Source organism: Fibrobacter sp. UWB11, from assembly GCF_900143015.1.
GTDB lineage: Bacteria > Fibrobacterota > Fibrobacteria > Fibrobacterales > Fibrobacteraceae > Fibrobacter.
In genome coordinates this window covers 231,161-249,680 of sequence record NZ_FSRT01000003.1, presented here as the reverse complement: position 1 = coordinate 249,680, position 18,520 = coordinate 231,161, and the positions used below count along the sequence as shown (strand labels likewise).

Here is an 18,520-nt window from a genome sequence, read left to right as displayed (position 1 = left end):
TTTTCAGACGAATTTTTGTATGAAATTTGCGCATTTTGCATGAAAAATGCGGTTTAAGTCATTATTTCAGTTTCCATTCGAGCGTTTGTCCGGCGGCGAGCGGCACAACTCCGTTCACGATTGCAGGAACAGTCCATGATTCCTTGACAACCTTGATTTGCTTTGTTGTGCGCGGTAGACCGTAAAAGTCGGCGCCGAATCCCGCGATGAAATTCGGGAGTTTGTCGAGAGCGCCTGCGCGGTCAAATTCCTGTACCAAGAGCGGGATGGCGACGGGGGCGCTATAGACCCCGGCGGCTCCGCACGGACATTCCTTTTTGCCCTGCTGGTGGGGGGCGGAATCGGTGCCGAGGAAGAATTTTGGATTGCCGCTGAAGGCCGCTTCGCGGATTGCCTTGCGGTCTTCGGGGCGCTTGGGTAGCGGTTTGCAGAAGTGGTGCGGGCGCAGTGCATCGCCGACGATATCGTCCAAGGTCATCATCAAGTGATGCACCGTGAATGTGGCGGCAACATTTGCGGGGAGGCGCTTGACGGCTTCGACAGACTTTGCACTGCTCAAATGCTCGAATACAATGCGGAGTTTCGGGAACTTTTCGGCAAGCGTTTCGACGCGCTTGATGAATGCGGGTTCGCGGTCAAGGCAGAATTCACCTGGTTCTTCGCCATGAACGCAAAGGACGAGTCCGAGTTTTTCCATCATGGCGACAACGGGGAATACTGCTTCAAAATCGCTGATACCGTCGGCACTGTTGGTAGTGACTCCTGCGGGGTAGTATTTGCCGGCGACAACACCTATGGCCATCATGTCTTTCAAGTCCTGTTCCGTGTAGTTCGGGTTCAGCTTGAATGTCATGAGCGGTTCGAAATCCGGGCGCACAGGGGCTGCGGCTTCGAGAATTTGCTTTTTGTAATCTGCAATTGCCGCTGCGCTTGTCATGGCGGGGACGGTGTTCGGCATAATGATGGCGCGGCCAAACTGGCTTACGAGATCACGGACATAACCGGGCATCAGTTCGCCCTGGCGCAAATGCGCATGGAAATCGTCTGGTAAAGGAAGGGTAAGTTCGGTGTTGTTTGTAGTCGAAGAATTCATTTGGTTTCTCTAAAAAATGTCCGTTCTGAAATCTGAATTCAGAACTAAACATTGGATTGAAGGTCGCGGAACTGGTCTTTGGAAATTTCGCTATCCGAGTGGAGCCAGTAATCAAAAGAGTGCGGTTCGGTAAGCTTTTTCTTGTGCAAAAATACGAGGTTGCAATCCAGTTCCTTCGCAATTGTAAGGTCGTGCGTGACGATGATGATGGACGTCTTGAACATGGTTCGCATGTTGTCGATCAACGGCATGAGATTTCTGCGGTTGTAGTTGTCGAGCCCTGCGGTCGGTTCGTCCATAAGAAGGAGCTTCGGGTCTCTCACCCAGGATCTAGCAATGGCGACACGTTTTTGCATGCCTACGCTGAGTTCGTGCGGGAACATGGTCGCAAAATTACGGACACGCATCAAGTCCATTGCCATGTTGACTTTCTTGTTGATTTCGGCCTCGGTTCCTATTTTGTGGTAACGGAGCGGGAGGGCGATATTATCTATGACTCTCAGGTTTGAAATCAGCGCTGCGTTCTGGAGTACGTAACCCACTTGACGTTTTGCCACTTCAAGTGCTGTGAGGCGTTCTGCCGGAATGTATTCGCCAAAGTAATAGATGTGCCCTTTGAGTGGACGTGCGAGCCCTGCAATCAGACGAAGAATAGCGCTTTTCCCTTTTCCGGAAGGGCCGCCAATACAAATCGTTTCGCCCAGTTTCAAGGTAAGGTTTGCCCCTGCAATGAGCGATTGGTCTTCGTTACTTTCGCTAGCCCTTATATTTTCAAAATATTTTACTGCGCTTGGTACCGAGAATGGCGTTCCCGACATTTCGCTTGTCGAGAGGTACACATCTTCAAGTTTCAAGGCTTCGTCTAACATATTCTAGATGATCGTTGAAAGGTTTTGCATGTAAGTAGAAAGGAAATACATCAAGAATACGACGTCAGCAAGAACGATGTAGAGGAAGGATGTAATGACCGAACGGGAGGTTGCCTTCGGAACCTGTCGGATATCACGCTTAATGTTCAATGCCTGGTAGCAAGCGTTGGTCGTGATGATGATTCCAAAGACGAAAGGCTTTAAGATGACAAAGACAAAGTCCGATAAGGTCAGTGCCTTTAAGATTTCATTGGATAGGTAACTCCAGGTAATCTGCAAGTCTGACGCATTTATGTTGATCATCTGCAATTTGGATGTAAAACCGGTAACAAAGATAAGCCCCTTCGTGACGAGGAATCCGGCTCCAATGGCGCTTGTGCAAAAGATGATGTTCATGATGACGGTTGCTATGGCACCGCCGATAACGCTTGGCATCACAAGGTAACGGATGGGGTTTATGCCCATGGTGGCAAGGGCGTCGACTTCGGAATCAATAACCATGCTGCCGATGTAGGTGGTAAGCGAGGAACCGGTACGGCCTGCAATCAGGAACGCCGTGATAATCGGGCTCATTTCGCGGATGATAACCACCACCATGAGGTCCCCGACGATGTCCGAAAAACCCACCCTGCCCATAAGGGAGATCACGTAGATAATGACGATTGTTCCAAACAACGTAGCTACGGTAAAGAGCGGGACGAATATCTCGACGCCGGTAAAGAACGTCTGCATAATGATATTGCGAGAATCGCTCTTGAAGTTGTGGCTTTTGTCGAAGAGAGATGCAACTGTACGAAAAAACAAGGCGATGAGTTGCCCGATTTTCCGTTTCAAGATGAATATCCCGAGCGTGTGGAACAAACGCCCGATGGGAGTCATCTTTTGCCAGTTTTTAAGTTGCTTCTCTTGCATCACTGTGAATTGCTTCTAGAATTTCCGTCCAGAGTTCGTCAAGTCCAAATTTTTTCAGAGCACTTACGCAAAGTGGCTTGTGGTCCAGATCCAGTCGCTGCTGGATGTCCTTGAGCCCTTTGGCAAGTTCTGATTGGTTCACCTTGTCACGCTTGCTTGCGACAATCAAGACGGGGCAACCTGTTGCACGGATGCTTTCGACGGTTTCGATGTCGATAGGTGTCCCTCCGTGGCGGATGTCTACGAGGTAGATGAGCCCTTTGAGGTCCTTGCACTTTTCGACGTATTCACGAATAAAGTCGGACATCTGGTCGCGCTTTGCATTGTTGACTTTGGCGAACCCTACACCTGGTAAATCTACAAGAAAAAATTCGTCATTGACTTTAAAAAAATTAATTTCACGCGTTTTTCCGGGGGTAGAGCTCACTTTCACGAGTTTTTTTTGCCCCATGAGTGCATTCATGAGCGAAGACTTGCCCACGTTGGAGCGTCCGAGGAAAGCGATTTGCGGGAGGCGGTCTTGGGGGAGACCCTTGAGGTTCACTGCGGCCTTGACAAACGTTGCCGAGCGGATGGTGTAGCCACCCACTTCTACGGGAGCCTGGTGAATGTTTTCTTTTGTACTCATAAGGAAACTCTCCCTTCGAATGCGCGAAGCATGGTAACTTCGTCGATGAATTCTAGGTCACTGCCCATCGGAATTCCACGGGCGAGGCGGGTACGCTTGACGTTTACGCCGTCGAGCATGCGGTCAATCATGAGGGCTGTGCTATCGGCTTCGGGGCTGGAGCCCAAGGCAAGAACGAGTTCTTCGATGTTTTCTTGCTTGATGCGTTCCACGAGCTGTGGCAGGTGGAGTGCTTCGGGGCCGATGCCGTCGAGCGGGGAAATCACGCCGCCGAGGACAAAGTAAAGACCTTTGTGAACAGACGAACGTTCAAATGGTAAAATATCGGAATTCTTTTCGACAACGCAAATAGACTTGGCGCCTTCGCGGGCCCTGCAGGTGGGGCAGATTTCTTCATCTGTGAATGCATGGCAACGTGGGCACGGGTGAACTTTTTCGGCGGCTTGCATTAAGCTGTCGGCAAAGCGTTCGACATCGCTCTTGCGGCGCGAGAGCATGTGGTAGGCGAGGCGGCGAGCCGTCTTTAAGCCGATTCCCGGGAGGGAAGCGAATTCTGAAATCAGGTTTTCCAGACTTTGTGGTTCAACGTTCATGAGCGTGTGTCCAAATGCGCGTACAGCATGATCGTCAGCCATTCCTGAGTGTGCTTCATGCCTACCCAGGCGATGGCGCCTTTGACGCTTTCGATGACAGGTTTGTTGCGTACGTCGGAATTGACGAACTGCAAAAGGTTCGCTGAAATGTCCGGGTGCTTGTCGAATTCATCGCAGAGGACTTCGAGTGTCGGGCGCGTGCGCAATAGCTTGATGATTTCAAGGATGGCCGCCGAGGTGGCGTCTATCTTTTGGCCTGTTACGATTTCGGGTTTTGCAAAATAGAATCCCTGGAAGTAATCGTAGCCAATATCTTTGCAGCGTTTGTATGTCGGTTCGTCTTCAACTTTTTCGGCGAGCAACTTGATGTTTTTTGCTTTGAAAAACTGTGCCGCCCTGGCGATGTCTTCGGATGAATTGTCGACGAGGTCCATCTTGACGTAAGAGACGTGTCCGAACAACGGTTCGAAACGGCGAATGTATTCGTCGTTCATGATAAAGTCGTCGAGCGCAAGTTCGAAGCCGAGCGACTTGTGACGCTGAATGGCTTGGATGAGTGTCTCGTCTACTGTAACGTCTTCAAGAATTTCGAGAACGAATCGGTCGGGGTTTAAAAGCCCGAACAAGTTGTCGAGAAGAATCTCGCGACTGCAGTTGATGAACGCCTTGCTTTCACCGACGAGGCGTGTAAGCCCGATGCTGTTCAAGATGTTCTCGAGCACCTGGGCGGTCGCCTGCAAGTCGCTTGCGATTATTGCGGTATCGCTACTTGGCGAGTCGCGGAAAAGCAACTCGTACGCGAAGATTTTGCCCTCGCGGTCAAGAATCGGTTGACGTGCCAAGTAAGCGAGAGATTGCATTTAGATACGTGCGCTTTCGATGCCGAACAGGAGGATGCTCCTTGCGCCTGCGTCCCAGAGCTTGTCCATGATGGCGTTGGCTTCTTCGCGCGGCACCATGGCCTTCACGGAGTACCATTCGCGACCGTGGAGCTTCGTCACTGTCGGGGCGTCGAGACCCGGAGTCATTTCGCAAGCCTTCGAGAGGAGTTCGGAAGGGCAGTCGTACTCGATCATCATGTACGTCTGGGCGACGAGCTTGCCCTGGATGCGGCGGATGAGCGTGTTGACTTCTTCGAGTTCCGTCTTCTGCGGGTTACAGAAAATGGCAGCGTTAGAGCGGAAGAGCGGTTCGCCGATAATACGGAGGCCGGCCTGCTTGAGCGTCGTACCCGTTTCGACAACGTCTACGATGGCGTTTGCAACACCGAGGCTCACGGAAATTTCGACAGCGCCTTCAAGCACCACGAAGTCCATCTTCTTCTTGTAGTAGCTTTCCACGATGTTCGGGAAGCTTGTTGCGATTGTTGCATCCTTGAGGTCAGCGAGGCTCTGGATCGGGCTTTCGTTCGGGACTGCAGCGCAGAGCTTGGAAGCGCCAAACGGGAGGTCCAAAACCTTCACTGCCGGGCTCTTCGCTTCGGCGTTGAAGTCGATGCCCGTGATGCCAGCGTCGATGATGCCGCGACCCACGTACATCGGGATGTCGCTCGGACGGAGGAAGAAGAATTCGATACCGTTCTTGGAATCGATCTGGGTCAAAGTCTTGTAGGGCTTGGATGCCTTGTAACCGCAGGCCTTGAGGAGTTCCTGGGTCGGTTCAAAGAGCATGCCCTTGTTGGGGAGAGCTACCTTAATCATAGTTTAGCGTACACTTCTTCGAGGGTGAGACCTTTTTCTGCCATCATGACGGCAACATAGTAGAGCACTTGAGAAAGTTCGAGGCACTGAGCGTCGCGCGATTCAAAGCGAGCGGCCATCCAGCTTTCGGCAGCTTCTTCGACGAGCTTCTTGCCGATACCGTGCGGACCCTTCTTGAAGAGTTCCGTGGTGCCCTTGCCTTCCGGCATGTCTTTCTTGCGCTGGCAGGCCAGTGCGTACATTTCTTCAAACGTCATAATTAGACCTCTTTAGTTTTACAAGCCCAAAGATAAAAATTTTAATTAGCTTCGCTTGTGAAACTCTGCTTTTTGAACGCCAAAATGTATATCATGCGGGCGTGGCCCGTGGCCGATGCTTTTAGTGAAAATGATGAGAATATCGTTGATTTGTCATGCCCGCTGATGTGTGGGCTTCTCCTTTTGATGAATTTAATTTTATATTCATTACTATGAGTTGGTATGTACGTTCGACATTTGGGATGGGTTTGTTTGGGATTTGCTTGTTTTCCACGTCTTTGGCGTGGGCGCAGTCGGTTGTGTCCGAAGACAACATTGTGATGGAAAAAATCATCTACACCGATGATATGCTCCCTGCTCGCACTCCGAACGGGATGTCAAAAATCCGTTCCAGCAACGATGCCGAAGTCTATTCTTCTGGTGAACGCTATTTCCCGGTGATGCTTGTTTCAACATCAGATTACAAGGCCTTGGATTCTGCTTTTATGCACAGGATGTTCAATGAAAAGGGCTTCAAGGACAATGGTAATTACGGTAGTGCTTATGATTACTTTGTTGAAAGCTCCGCCGGACAATTTAAACCGACATTTGATATTTATCCTATAACGCTTCCGAAAAAATTTAGCAGTTACAATAGCGATAGCGAATTTATTTTACCTGCAATCGATATCCTTGTCGAACGTTCTGATTTTAAGGCTCGCGCAAGCAAATACGAAAAAGAAATTCCGTTTATCATTTTGCATCCGCTTTCGAGAGAAAAGGCGATTGCGCAAAACAGTAGTTTTTTTAATCACCAGTACAAGTTGCAATATAGCGCCAAGCGAGCTTACACAAAGAACGGCTACACGTTTAACAACTACGCGTTTATATCGCAGAAAGCCGAAGGTAAGGCTTCATCGACGAGTTCAAAAGATGTTAATATGCTTGGCACCTTCGTCCATGAATTTAGCCACGTGATTGGACTTCAAGATACATATAGCGCTGATGAACAGGGATATGCAACAATTGGCCCGCTTCCGTATGACGTGATGGCTTTAGGGTTGCGTAATGGAAATGGCGGTTATCCGCCGACATTTTCATCATTTGAACGTGAAGCGGTCGGGTGGCTCAAACCGACTGAAATTACAAATACGGATAGCGTCTACGAACTGAAAAATCTTTCGGGAATGCAAGCGTATGCGGTATCAAACCCGAATAAACGCGATGAGTATTTTTTAATCGAGTATCGTCCGGCAGTGGGATTTGATTCCAAGATAGGAAGTTCATCTTATAGCGGAAAACAAGGCAAGAACGGGGTTTTGATTTGGTACATCGATTATGATTACGATGTGTTCTTTAGTAATGACCCGAATGGCGATTTAAATCACCAGCGAGTCGAAGTGCGTACGGTGCTCAGCAAAAATCAGGATTCTTTTGCAAATTTTGAGTTTGTGAACAAAAGTGGCAAGGCAAAGATTGATGGAATTTTCAATCTCGTGTTTGATGGCGATGACCGTGTTTGCTTTACGGTGAAAAGTTCCAAATCACTTGACAAATGCCCTGAAAAAGTTATCGCATCTTCAAGTTCAATTGCTTCGTCGAGTTCTGTATCGTCTAGCAGTGGCATCACTTCGATTGTGCAAAAGGAAAGACATCGAGTGCAAATGAATGTATCTCGCGGAATGTTGAATGTTGAAGTTCCTGTGTCGGGTAAAAAGTCTCTCCGATTCTACGATGCTTTGGGAAACATTCTCGGTTTGCATACGTTCGAAGGCTCGTTTGCATCGGTGGATATTTTTGGGGAAAATCGTTCCGTCTTTGTCCAACTTGACGTAAATGGTCGAATGTTGCTTGCAAAACGCGTGCAGTTCCGCTAGACGTTTTCCTGAAAAAAGAAACGAGTTAACTATATTTCGATTGAAATACGCTTGACGTTGTTATATCAGGATGAGGAATAGGATGAAGAACATTTATATACTGGGGAGCGCTATTGCTCTTGCATTGTTTGGTTGTTCGCTTACAAAGAGCGGTGTTTCCAAGGTTGAAAACTTTCAAGGAAAAACGGGTATCATTGGTGTGTTCCGCCAGCCTGCCTATTATTGTGGCGAGGGCATTCCGCACACGGTTATGCTTGGCGGTACGTCCATCGTGGTAAAGCCCGCTTTCAGCAGTGAACAAGAAAACGTGTTCTTTAGCGAAATGAAACCGGGTGTTGCAACGCTTACGGAATACAAATACACTTGCGGTGAAAACGAAAATACGATGTCTCTCGATACGGCTGGTGCCGGAAATGAACGTTTCCCGACTTCAGTCGTGATTCCGGATAAGGGATTCTGCAAGGTTGTGATTTCGTTTATGGATGGCGATACTTTGTTCACCTATAATGGTGAACTTTTGAGAGAACAGTTTGCCAAGGCCGAAGTCGCTGTAAATACCGATAGCATCCCTTATTGCGATATCCTTGACAACAAGGGCCAAAAGATCGCTATGGTCAATCGAGATTCTATTTTGGATGTGAAATTTGCTGCAGCCGTAAAAGATGCATCCGAAGCTCTTGAAGAAGAAAAGTTCACGGTTGTGACGCTTGATGAATACAGCGATAAGGTTACATGGAATGCTGACAAATCAAAACTCCTCGTGGTAACGCTTACGTCTGATGCCGAGACCTACAAAGATGGTGAACTAGTCAAGTCCGATAGCGTAGTCTGGGTTGTGAACGAAAAGGAACTTTTGCTTTGGTTCCATGACCATCAGGAAGGTGTACGCAATTGGGATTTGAGGTTCAAGCAGTTGTTTGGTGAACCGAGGACATCGAACTATACGCACATGGCATTCTTGTGGGTGAGCCCGAACGACTTGATGCGACCGGCGTATGTGCCCGATGTGAAGGCTTATGACATGCGTACAGCGTTTGAAGGTGAATACGGAAACGATGCCGAAGTTACTGAACGTGTAATGTGGTTCAAGAACTGGTTTGATGCTCATGCGTCAAAATGCTATGAAGGGCCAGATGCCCGCCCGTGGACGCGCCTGGGTTATACGTATGACTGGGGGAGCAGGGGTGAAAAGTATGGGCTTACCGAATTTATCGTGGTGCCCGGTGCTGAAATGGATGTCAAGTTCACGAGAAACTTGAAGTTCATCGCCAACTGGATGAAGGATAGAAAGTAGAACTTAGAGCTTAGAAAACGTTGCATTGTCATTCCGGCCGGAGCCTGTGCTGAGCGAAGTCGAAGTAAGCCGGAATCGCCTTTTTTCTCAGTTCTGCCAACTACTGTGGCAACGCCACGAGCACCCGCCATAACTCTTGGCGGGCTTCTTTGTATTTGCGCTCGAAGGCTGTTTCGGGGGCGCTTGGGTCGAACGATTCGCAGGTGATTTGCGGTTGGACCTCTAGATGTGCGGCAGTCTCGTTGATAGCGTTTTCTTCAAACACAATTCTTGCGGCTTCCGCGAATTCACGGGCGTAGATTTCCCAGTTCGTGCGGAGTTCAATCGTTTCTCCGAGCGCAAGGAGTGTCGGAAAAATCGGGTGCATGTGAAAACGCCTCGTGGCTTCGCTCTGCTTGGGCCACGGGTTCGGGTAATAAACCGCATGGTACGGAATTGTCCACTTGTCGGCCTTGACGTGCTCCAATGCGAGCCGCCAGAAATCCAAAAGCTCTGCTCGAATCCAGAATGCGTTTGCAGGGACTTCTTCGCCTGCTGTCTGCGATGGATTACCTGCTTTGTTGAGACGCACGCAGGACTTGTCTATCCCGATGACGGGAATGCCTGGAAAGCGACGTGCGATATGAATCGTACTTTCACCCGTGCCGCAACCAGAATCTAAAATTACAGCTTGCGGCGCAGTCTCCGCATTTGCACCGGGGGCGCCATCGCGTATTGCATTTGTCACCCCGGACGCTGTTCCGGGGTCACCATTTTTCCCGTAAAATTTCTCTACAAAAGTCTCGACTTCTGCAAATGCCTCGCGTGTGTGGTCTGCGATAGGACGCAAAAAAGTTGTCCGCGCATATTTGCGGACAACTTCTTCAAGATCTTTGTGTAGAGTCTCTTGATTCGATGTTACTGAATTTGCACCCGGCATTGTTACTGCCGCTTCCAGATGTTCAGCAAGTTATTGCCGATGAATTCAAGATTGTCAAAATGGATTTCCGTATTGTAGCGGAATGAAATTCCAATTGTCGATACTTTCTTGCGTTTTTCTTCGTCGGGGAGAATGTCGGCGAGAGCGAACTTGTATTTCTTCTTTTCTTCAGTGAGTTCAATCGGGGCTTTGCCGATTGTATATGCGGCACCGCCAAGTGTTGGATCTATATCTGTTTGAGTGATATCAAGTATTGCAAAATACACAGTACCCTGACCCCATGTATCAAAAGCGATCGTATCGACCGGGCTTAGGTCATAGGCTGTGCCCGCATTTCCGATATCCACTTTCATGATCATGCTGGCCTGTTTGTACACGGATGTGTCTGGAAATTCTATTGTACAGTGGACTTCCTTGCCTCCGTTTCCATCATCTTGAATGATTGCGGTAAAAGGAGAACCGCCGAACGGGGTGTATGTTGCAACTGGGGTAATTTTGAATGAGCCTGGCACTGAATCGACGTTTACTACCGCTGGATCGTTCATTATCGCCCATTGGCCACCGCCGAACATGAAATTTGTGTATTCTTTGGCCAGATTGTGGTAGAAGTCCCCATCTTCGAAATCATCTATGACGAGAGTTTCTTTTTCCGGTTCCGGAGTTTTCGGCTTGAGCGTAGTGATGGAATCCCCTGCGTCCGTTTCGACAGCGACTTTTACCGTGTCGACGGTTTCAGCCGGGATAAACACCATGTTCAGGTGTCCTGCCGGGAGGCCGAATACCTGGAACTTGCCGTTTGTAATGGCGGTAGAATGGTCGAGACCACGGAACTTGACAAAACCGTTCATGTTCTTCAGGCTTTCAGTCGTGTCGTCGATAAAGTCGGCAATGGAACCGCCGATAAAGACAGACTTCTGCAGATTCTGCTGGCCCAATGCGACATCGCTTACGGTGTCCTTGACATCCACAGGAATCTGGAGTGCAAGTGCGGATTCGTTGAGGGATGCTTCCATCGTGTAGTTGCCGATGGCGACGTGCTCGATAGAGACAAAACCGTTCGAGTCTGTGGTTGCCGTGTAGCCTTGACCGTCAAGGCTATTATGTTCGACGAGCTTGATGCGGGCATTGGCGGCCGGTGCATCTGCAATAAGGATCTGTGCAGTTATGGCGTTTCCGGCTTCTGTGCCGCTCGGGCCGCCACCAGCAACATTGTCAGAACCGCAGGCGCAAAGTGAAAACCCGATTGCAAGCGGTGCAATCAGCGAAATCATGCGTCTGTTATTGTTCTGCTTCAAGTCCATACCCTTAATATATAATTTCTTTTTGAAAATCATTTTGCACCTCCGTTGTTTTCTGGCGAGGTAGGGCCTGTTGCCGGGTCGGCTACCTTGTCGGAGAGGGGGTACATAGCGATATTCAGTGCATAAACGCGGTCGGCGCGTTCGCTCTTGCGGGCAAACTGCAAAAGTCCGCGGCGAAATTCTTCAATTTTGTGCTTGATTTCGGGCAAGTCGGATTCATCAGCGGTGAATACCACGCTCGAAATGTCGCGTTCTTCGGGCTTGTGGCGGTCCAGCGATTCCTGTGCAAGTTCCATCGTGTGTCTGTGGAAACTGCGGACTGCGGAACTTTTTACTTCTCCGCCGGTACTGATAATTTGGTCGGTGATGTTCCAACCGCCGGTGCCGTCCGGCACAACGAGCCCAAGTTGCTTCAAGATGCCGAGCGCATTACGGGCATCATCCTGCGAAATAGGCGGGTTCAAGTGCTTGCCGAGGCTTGCGATGTCGCTCGTGTCCTTCGTAATGCCGATGAGGGCGCGGAGCGCTGCACATGCCCAGCTGCCAAAATACGCGAGTTCCGGTTCAGAAAGCACGCGTGTTTCAAGCGAGCGGAGTTCCAAAAGCTTGTAGTAAAGCTCGGAAAGCGTCTGCTTTGCCTTGGTCTTGTTGAACCTGTAAAGTGTCTTGAAATACTCTGCCCGTCTGTCGTCGAGGCCGCAAATTCTGATGAACACGGGCAGCGTGCTCTCGTTCAGGTGGCCTTCTTTTTGGAAAACGCGGACAAGCCAGGCCGGATCCACGCCGGTTTTCTGGCCGAGATAGCGGTACGAGGTGAACGGGTTGTCTTTTTTAGTCTCGACAAACCAGTCCTTCAGGTACTCGCGGTATTCCAGATAGTCTAATACTTCGGGCATACTATAAATTTACCATAGTAATGCCTGAATGTTGTGAATTGGTGTTGTGAAAACGTTGTTTTTTGTTGCAAAATGTTCAACAAATGGAGAAAAATGCCGAAATAAGTGCAAAAAATGGGAACTTTTGTCTCGGACCGGGGCTGAAAAATCCCCTAGTCTTCCAAAAATTTCAACAGTTCCGGCATTTTTGCGTGTGCGTCCTGTTTCCCAAGCTCGTAGAGTTCTGCAATTTTCTTCTTGTTGGATTCAATATCCGAAATCTTGATGAGCTTGCTCGGGCGGAAGATGAACGCCTTTCCTTCGGCTTCGAGCTTCGCGAGTTTGTCCAGTGCCTGGTTGTAGCGGATGTGGCGCGTGGCAATCGCATTGACGAATTTCGGGTAATGGCGGTAGGCGAGTTTTACAAGCGGGAGCGCCTTGTTGATTTTTTTGCGGTAGCCGAGCGGGCGTGTAAGGATTACGACGACGCGTTCAAAACCATTCTTGAACATGCACTCGAACGGGATGCTGTCGGCAACACCTCCGTCCAGGTATTTTTTCCCGTGAATTTCAACCATTTTGCTCAGAATCGGTAGACTTGCTGACGCGCGGATGCTGTTCATCTCGTCTTCGTTGCGGTAGTCGGTGATGCGTGGGTATTCGGCTAGGCCTGTTTCCACGTTTGTCATGCAAACATGAAATTCGGTCTCTTGGCATTGCTCGGTGAACTTGTCAAATTCAAACGGATCGATCTTGTAAGGAATTTGTTTGTAGCAATAGTCGAACGCAAAGTAATCACCTGTGAATAACAGGTTTCTAAAGCTCATGTAACGTGGACTTTTAGAGTGAATTGTGTCGACGCGAAAGTTGCGGCCAATTTGCCCTGATAAAAAACTGCACAAATGAATGGCGCCTGCGGACGTGCCGGCTGCACCTCCAAATTTAATTTCTTTGTCTGCAAGAATGTCAAGAATGCCACCGGAATACGCGCCGCGTAAACCGCCGCCCTCTACAACGATGGCTGTATTTTTGTACTTCATGGATGCCATCCCCCGTAAAAATCCTAACATATCAACCCGAACCCATTAAAAAATGTATATAAAATGTGGACTTGTTTTAACTATTTAATGCTTATTTTTGCGTATTTAAAATGGAACGAATCCAAGCATAATCTTTGGGGTGGTCTACAAATTTTTCGGGGTTTTTAGCGTAATTTTCAAGGAATTCGGCCGGTGTCATCCAAACGAAATCGTCAACTTCACCCGGTTGCGGAACTAAATGCGCGGCTTCTTCGTCGGACAAAATAATCTTAAAAGTATCGTAATACTCGTTGTCGAAATACGTTCCGTTGTTCAGAACGTTCTCGTGGGTTGCTTCAAAAAGATATTCGAGATCGTCCAGACGTTTTTCGACGCCCATCTCTTCGCGGAGTTCACGAATGGCGGCGTTGCGGCTGTCATCGCCTGCGGTAATGTGCCCTGCACAGCTTGTGTCGAGCAAGTTCGGATTGTTTTCCTTGAGGTGGCTACGGAGCTGGAAAACGATTCTGCCGTGGGTGTCAAATGCCCAAATATGGACCGTGCGGTGCCAAAGCCCCTTGGCGTGGACCTCTGTTCTACCGCGTGCATATCCTGCTGGAGTCCCGTCGCTGTTCAGAATGTCGATCATTTCTTCTGCCATTTGTGCCGCCTTGATTTTACCGAAAGTACCGGGTTTAATTGCAAAACAATATAGAAATGTAGCGTTTATTTCGCGTTCTTAGGGGCGAATTGCTAAAAGTAAAGTGGATGGAATTTGCCGTTTTTGTAGGGCTAAATTATATTAGTAAATAACATTGTTGGGGGCGCAGATGGCGTAAGTGCGTTATCTATCATTTTTAGTTATTAATACAATATAAATAATCTATTAGTCATTATCAATCTCCAATGCTACATTTGGGGCGCAAAATAAGGATGGTATATGGATTGGCTTATTGACTTACTCGTTAAACCTTCCGTCGGACAACAAGTTTTGGTTATTTCCCTTACTGCTGCCATTGGTATCATGGTGGGGAAAATCAAAGTTAAAGGCGTTAGCCTTGGAGGAGCTGGTGCTCTGTTCGTGGGAATCCTGCTCGGTCATATCGGAATGCGGATTGAGCCCAGCGTACTCCACTTTATGCAAGAATTTGGTCTTATTTTGTTTGTTTATACAATCGGTATGCAGGTAGGCCCGGGCTTTATAGACTCCCTAAAGCGACACGGGTTGGTGCTCAATATTCTCGCAGTGAGCATTGTCCTTCTGGGCGTACTTGCTACCGTCCTCATCTACTTTACGACGAGTATGCATGACAACGTTCCTGTGTTGATCGGGATGCTTTGCGGCGCTGTGACGAACACTCCTTCGCTGGGTGCTGCAAATTCGGCACTCACGGCTGCGGGTGTAGATGCTTCTTTGACGGGTGTGGGATATGCAGTCGCTTATCCGTTCGGTGTAATCGGTATTATCCTCGTGATGATTCTTGTGCGTGTGTTCTTTAAGCAAAAACCGGACACCGCTGCTGCTGAATACCAGAAGGAAATTGCGGAACAGTCCAAGGAAATCATGTCTTGCACGCTTCGAGTAGATAACGCAAATCTTGTGGGTTGCAAAATCAAGGACATTCCGGGACTTATTTCGACGGGTGCCGTGGTGACGCGCCATGCTCGCGACCAGGTGATCAATATGCCGAAGGGTGACTTGACGCTGGAACTTGGTGACTTGGTGCATGTGGTCGGAATGCCCGAGGCGATTGAGGGCTTGGAAAAGATTATTGGCGAAAAGCAGGCAACACCGATTACGCTCCAGAAGTCGAATTTGGCTGTCAAGACGATTCTCGTGACGAACAAGAAAATTCTTGGAAAGAGCATCCAGCAGCTTGCTTTGAACGACCGTTTCGGTGTGACAGTAAGCCGTGTGACGCGTGGCGGGTTCAAGTTTACGGGGCGCCTCGATATTCGTGTGAAATTTGCGGATAAGTTGTTAGTGGTGGGTACGCCGGATGCGATTACGGCTGCAGCAAAGGAACTGGGTGACTCCCTCACGGCGCTGGACCATCCAGAAATTCTGCCGGCATTCCTTGGTATTTTCCTTGGCGTGATTGTCGGAAGCATTCCGGTGGCGATTCCTGGCATGCCGACTCCGCTCAAGCTCGGCCTTGCTGGCGGTCCGTTGATTGTGGCAATTATCCTTAGCCGTAAGCGTAAGATGGGGCCGCTCAACTTCTTTATGGCGAATAGTGCAAACCTTATGCTGCGCGAGCTTGGCATTACGATTTTCCTCAGCTGTGTGGGTCTCAATGCAGGTATCAAGTTCTTCGATGTTCTTTTGAATGGCGATGGCTTTTACTACATGGCGCTCTCGGCAATCATCACGTTCGTGCCGTTAATGACGGTGGCGATTGTGGGCAAGGCGGTGTTCAAGGTCAATTACCTCTCGCTTTGCGGTGTGCTTGCTGGTGCAACAACGGACCCTCCGGCACTTGCTTTCGCAAACGGACTCAGCAATTCCGAAGCAACAAATATCGGTTACGCATCTGTTTACCCGCTTACGATGTTGCTCAGAATCTTGAGTGGTCAGGTGTTAGCGATATTGCTGATATCTTGACGGAACGGTTTGTGGCGCGGCTTCTTGATGAATGTTCGTAAAGTGCCGCGAGTGCATTTGAGGATTTTTGGTTTTGTTGTATTGACATACGTTTTCCTGGTCATAACAAAGGGCGACCCGAAAGGGCCGCCCTTTTCAAATGCTTTGTCATCCTCGAACGCTATTAAGCGTTGGTTTTCTTCTTGTCCATGTGCGCGTAGATGCCGGCGAGGATTGTGCCGCTGATGGAATGGTAGGCGCAGCTGATGGCGCATGGAACAACGCAGAGGGCTGCTTCCGGGTGAAGTGCGAGATTTTCTGGGTTGGCGAAGAATGCGCCGGCGAGGACTGTTGCCATGCCTGCATTCTGCACGCCGACTTCAATGGAAATGGTGCGCTTCTTGGCGGTGTTGAATTTGAACAAACGACCGACGCTGTAGCCGAGCACGTAACCGAGGCCGTTATGCAAAAACACCACAGCGAGGATGAGCGCGATAAGCCCCATGCCGTTCGTTAAGAGCTGCGGACGCACGGTCACGATAACGCCACCGACGATTAACGCAAGGCCGATAACGCTCACGGCGGGCATGTTTGCCTGGAATTCCTTGAAGCCAGCGCGCTTGCCGAAGAAGTAGTTGCAAGTGAAGCCGATTGCAATCGGGAAGACGGTCACGTAAAGGATGTTGAGGAACATGCCGACTGCGTTTACTTCGATGCTCGTGTCGGCAAGCCAAAGGACCAAAAGCGGAGTCATAAGCGGAGCGAGAAGTGTGCTTGCCATCGTCATGCTCACGGAATAGGTCACGTCGCCTTTAGCCAAAAAGCTCATGACGTTGCTTGAAACACCGCCCGGGCAGCAACCGACAAGGACAATACCGATTGCCAAATACGGATCAAGTCCGAAAATCTTTGTGAGCGTAAAAGCAACGAGCGGCATGATGGTGTACTGTGCGACGGCGCCGAGGAAAATGTCACCGGGTCGTTTCATCAAGTTGCGGACATCGTCCATGGTGATGGTGAGACCCATGCTGAGCATGATGATGCCGAGAATAATCGAGCTCGTGTTGCCGTGAACCCAGCCGAAAAGCGTGGGGATGAAAAACGCGATGACTGCACATGCGATGACGAAAAGCGATGTGTATGTCGATAAAAAGCGGCTGACAGCCCTTATTAAGTTAAGCATTGTGTATCCTTCTTTTTAGTACCCTAAATATAGGCATATACACTGGGCGTGGCTAGAGAATAAGAAAACGGCGCTGATTGGTCAGCGCCGTTTTTGATGTATTGAGGTGTAATACGATTGTTTAGACCTTGTCCAAAGCCTGCGTGAGGTCGGCGACGATGTCTTCGACATTTTCGATACCGACGCTGAAACGGATCAGGTCCGGTGCAACGCCTGCTTCGATGAGCTGTTCGTCACTGAGCTGGCGGTGCGTGTGGCTTGCCGGGTGCAGCACACAGCTGCGGGCGTCGGCCACGTGGGTCACGATGCAAATCATCTTGAGGCTATCCATGAACTGGATGGACTTTTCACGACCGCCCTTGATGCCGAACGTAAGAACGCCGCACGGAAGGCCGCCCTTGAACTGCTTCTGGGCGAGTTCGTAGTACTTATCGCCTTCGAGGCCTGCGTAGTTGACCCAAGCGACCTTCGGGTGGTTCTTGAGGAACTTGGCGCAGGCGAGAGCGTTTTCACAGTGACGCGGCATGCGGAGGTGTAAAGTTTCGAGACCGACGTTCAGAAGGAATGCGTTCTGCGGAGACTGGATAGAACCGAAGTCGCGCATGAGCTGTGCGGTAGCCTTCGTGATGTAAGCGCCCTTGCCGAAAGCCTTCGTATAGGCGAGACCGTGGTAGCTCGGATCCGGTTCGGTGAGGCCCTTGAAACGGTCGTGGTTTGCTTCCCAGTCGAAGTTGCCGCTATCGACGATGCAGCCACCGACTGCCATGGCGTGGCCATCCATGTACTTGGTCGTGGAGTGGGTCACGATGTCCACGCCGAATTCAATCGGGCGGCAGAGAATCGGGGTCGGGAACGTGTTATCCACAATCATCGGAACGCCGTGCTTGTGGGCGATGTCAGCGAAGCGTTTGAGGTCAAGCACCTTGCCGGCCGGGTTTGCAACGGTTTCACCGAAGAAGCACTTGGTGTTCGGGCGGAAAGCCTTTTCAATTTCTTCGTCAGAGGCATCCTGGTCAACGAATGTGCATTCGATGCCGAGCTTCTTCATCGTCACGGAGAAGAGGTTGCTCGTACCGCCATAAATAGCAGAAGTGCTGATGAAATGGTCGCCAGCTTCGCAGATGTTGAAGACTGCGTAGAAGTTTGCTGCCTGACCGGAACTCGTGAGCATAGCGGCAACACCACCTTCGAGAGCGGCAATCTTGTTGGCAACAGCGTCGTTGGTCGGGTTCTGCAAACGGGTGTAGAAGTAGCCGGATGCCTTCAGGTCGAACAAGTCGGCCATGTCATTGGTCGTTTCGTACTTGAACGTGGTGCTCTGGTAGATGGGGAGAACGCGCGGTTCGCCGTTTTTCGGCTGCCAACCGCCCTGAATACAAAGAGTTTCGATCTTGGACATGTGAAATTCCTTTTTCTAATAAATTTTTTATGGTGTGA

General features: G+C 49.6%; 18 protein-coding genes. 3 read left to right on the top strand and 15 right to left on the bottom strand.

All coding sequences use genetic code 11. From position 1 onward, the window contains the following. Positions 1-61 precede the first annotated feature (61 nt). From pyrC to hisE, 8 genes are read right to left on the bottom strand one after another with little or no spacing between them, the layout of a single operon-like run. Positions 62-1,093 carry a dihydroorotase gene (gene pyrC / locus BUQ91_RS13250; protein ID WP_074209609.1) on the bottom strand — a complete coding sequence of 344 codons (1,032 nt, stop codon included), beginning with the start codon at positions 1,091-1,093 and terminating at the stop codon, positions 62-64. Positions 1,094-1,137: 44 nt separating this feature from the next. Further along, the gene (locus BUQ91_RS13245; protein WP_072829511.1) at positions 1,138-1,962 is read right to left on the bottom strand and encodes an ABC transporter ATP-binding protein; all 825 of its coding nucleotides are present in this window, start codon (positions 1,960-1,962) and stop codon (positions 1,138-1,140) included. A gap of 3 nt (positions 1,963-1,965) precedes the next feature. Continuing rightward, complete coding sequence (locus tag BUQ91_RS13240; RefSeq protein WP_083579775.1) at positions 1,966-2,874, bottom strand: MlaE family ABC transporter permease; 909 nt, start codon at positions 2,872-2,874, stop codon at positions 1,966-1,968. Next, complete coding sequence (gene yihA, locus BUQ91_RS13235; RefSeq protein WP_072829509.1) at positions 2,855-3,502, bottom strand: ribosome biogenesis GTP-binding protein YihA/YsxC; 648 nt, start codon at positions 3,500-3,502, stop codon at positions 2,855-2,857. The genes BUQ91_RS13240 and yihA overlap by 20 nt, the downstream gene beginning before the upstream one ends. Then, a complete protein-coding gene (gene recR / locus BUQ91_RS13230) occupies positions 3,499-4,137 on the bottom strand; it encodes a recombination mediator RecR (protein WP_254794437.1) in 639 nt (212 codons plus the stop codon). The genes yihA and recR overlap by 4 nt, the downstream gene beginning before the upstream one ends. Then, positions 4,092-4,955 (bottom strand): EAL and HDOD domain-containing protein, encoded by an 864-nt coding sequence (locus tag BUQ91_RS13225; RefSeq protein ID WP_072829505.1) that lies wholly within the window; start codon positions 4,953-4,955, stop codon positions 4,092-4,094. The genes recR and BUQ91_RS13225 overlap by 46 nt, the downstream gene beginning before the upstream one ends. Beyond that, positions 4,956-5,795 (bottom strand): ATP phosphoribosyltransferase, encoded by an 840-nt coding sequence (gene hisG / locus BUQ91_RS13220; RefSeq protein ID WP_014545871.1) that lies wholly within the window; start codon positions 5,793-5,795, stop codon positions 4,956-4,958. Continuing rightward, positions 5,792-6,052 carry a phosphoribosyl-ATP diphosphatase gene (hisE, locus tag BUQ91_RS13215; protein ID WP_014545870.1) on the bottom strand — a complete coding sequence of 87 codons (261 nt, stop codon included), beginning with the start codon at positions 6,050-6,052 and terminating at the stop codon, positions 5,792-5,794. Before hisE ends, hisG begins: the two co-directional genes overlap by 4 nt. A gap of 299 nt (positions 6,053-6,351) precedes the next feature. Here hisE and BUQ91_RS13210 point away from each other — a divergent pair, with 299 nt between their 5' ends. Both BUQ91_RS13210 and BUQ91_RS13205 read left to right on the top strand, forming a co-directional pair. Next, on the top strand, positions 6,352-7,908 hold the full coding sequence (locus BUQ91_RS13210) for a zinc metalloprotease (protein WP_254842360.1): 1,557 nt from the start codon (positions 6,352-6,354) through the stop codon (positions 7,906-7,908). An 82-nt stretch (positions 7,909-7,990) separates the two neighbouring features. Beyond that, positions 7,991-9,202 (top strand): hypothetical protein, encoded by a 1,212-nt coding sequence (locus BUQ91_RS13205; protein WP_074209608.1) that lies wholly within the window; start codon positions 7,991-7,993, stop codon positions 9,200-9,202. 100 nt (positions 9,203-9,302) lie between these two features. Here BUQ91_RS13205 and BUQ91_RS13200 read toward each other — a convergent pair whose 3' ends face one another. The 5 genes from BUQ91_RS13200 to BUQ91_RS13180 all read right to left on the bottom strand — a co-directional run bounded on the left by BUQ91_RS13200 (position 9,303) and on the right by BUQ91_RS13180 (position 13,977). Further along, a complete protein-coding gene (locus BUQ91_RS13200) occupies positions 9,303-10,121 on the bottom strand; it encodes a class I SAM-dependent methyltransferase (RefSeq protein WP_074209607.1) in 819 nt (272 codons plus the stop codon). 2 nt (positions 10,122-10,123) lie between these two features. Continuing rightward, positions 10,124-11,455: a carboxypeptidase-like regulatory domain-containing protein gene (locus tag BUQ91_RS13195; RefSeq protein ID WP_074209606.1), complete on the bottom strand. Its 1,332-nt coding sequence runs from the start codon at positions 11,453-11,455 to the stop codon at positions 10,124-10,126. Beyond that, entirely contained in the window at positions 11,452-12,318 is an 867-nt protein-coding gene (locus tag BUQ91_RS13190) for a TIGR02147 family protein (protein WP_072829498.1), read from the bottom strand. The genes BUQ91_RS13195 and BUQ91_RS13190 overlap by 4 nt, the downstream gene beginning before the upstream one ends. 152 nt (positions 12,319-12,470) lie before the next feature. Then, positions 12,471-13,337, bottom strand: coding sequence for a patatin-like phospholipase family protein (locus BUQ91_RS16005; protein WP_074209735.1), 867 nt, complete (start codon positions 13,335-13,337; stop codon positions 12,471-12,473). Between the two features lie 91 nt (positions 13,338-13,428). Then, positions 13,429-13,977, bottom strand: coding sequence for an NUDIX hydrolase (locus tag BUQ91_RS13180; RefSeq protein WP_074209605.1), 549 nt, complete (start codon positions 13,975-13,977; stop codon positions 13,429-13,431). A gap of 279 nt (positions 13,978-14,256) precedes the next feature. On the opposite strand from BUQ91_RS13180, the gene BUQ91_RS13175 reads away from it, so the two are divergent. Beyond that, positions 14,257-15,921 carry a putative transporter gene (locus tag BUQ91_RS13175; protein ID WP_072829494.1) on the top strand — a complete coding sequence of 555 codons (1,665 nt, stop codon included), beginning with the start codon at positions 14,257-14,259 and terminating at the stop codon, positions 15,919-15,921. A gap of 163 nt (positions 15,922-16,084) precedes the next feature. Here the strand turns inward: BUQ91_RS13175 and BUQ91_RS13170 are convergent, their stop codons facing one another. After that, the gene (locus BUQ91_RS13170) at positions 16,085-17,083 is read right to left on the bottom strand and encodes a bile acid:sodium symporter family protein (RefSeq protein WP_074209604.1); all 999 of its coding nucleotides are present in this window, start codon (positions 17,081-17,083) and stop codon (positions 16,085-16,087) included. Positions 17,084-17,204: 121 nt separating this feature from the next. After that, a complete protein-coding gene (locus BUQ91_RS13165) occupies positions 17,205-18,482 on the bottom strand; it encodes an O-acetylhomoserine aminocarboxypropyltransferase/cysteine synthase family protein (protein WP_074209603.1) in 1,278 nt (425 codons plus the stop codon). Positions 18,483-18,520: the final 38 nt, after the last annotated feature.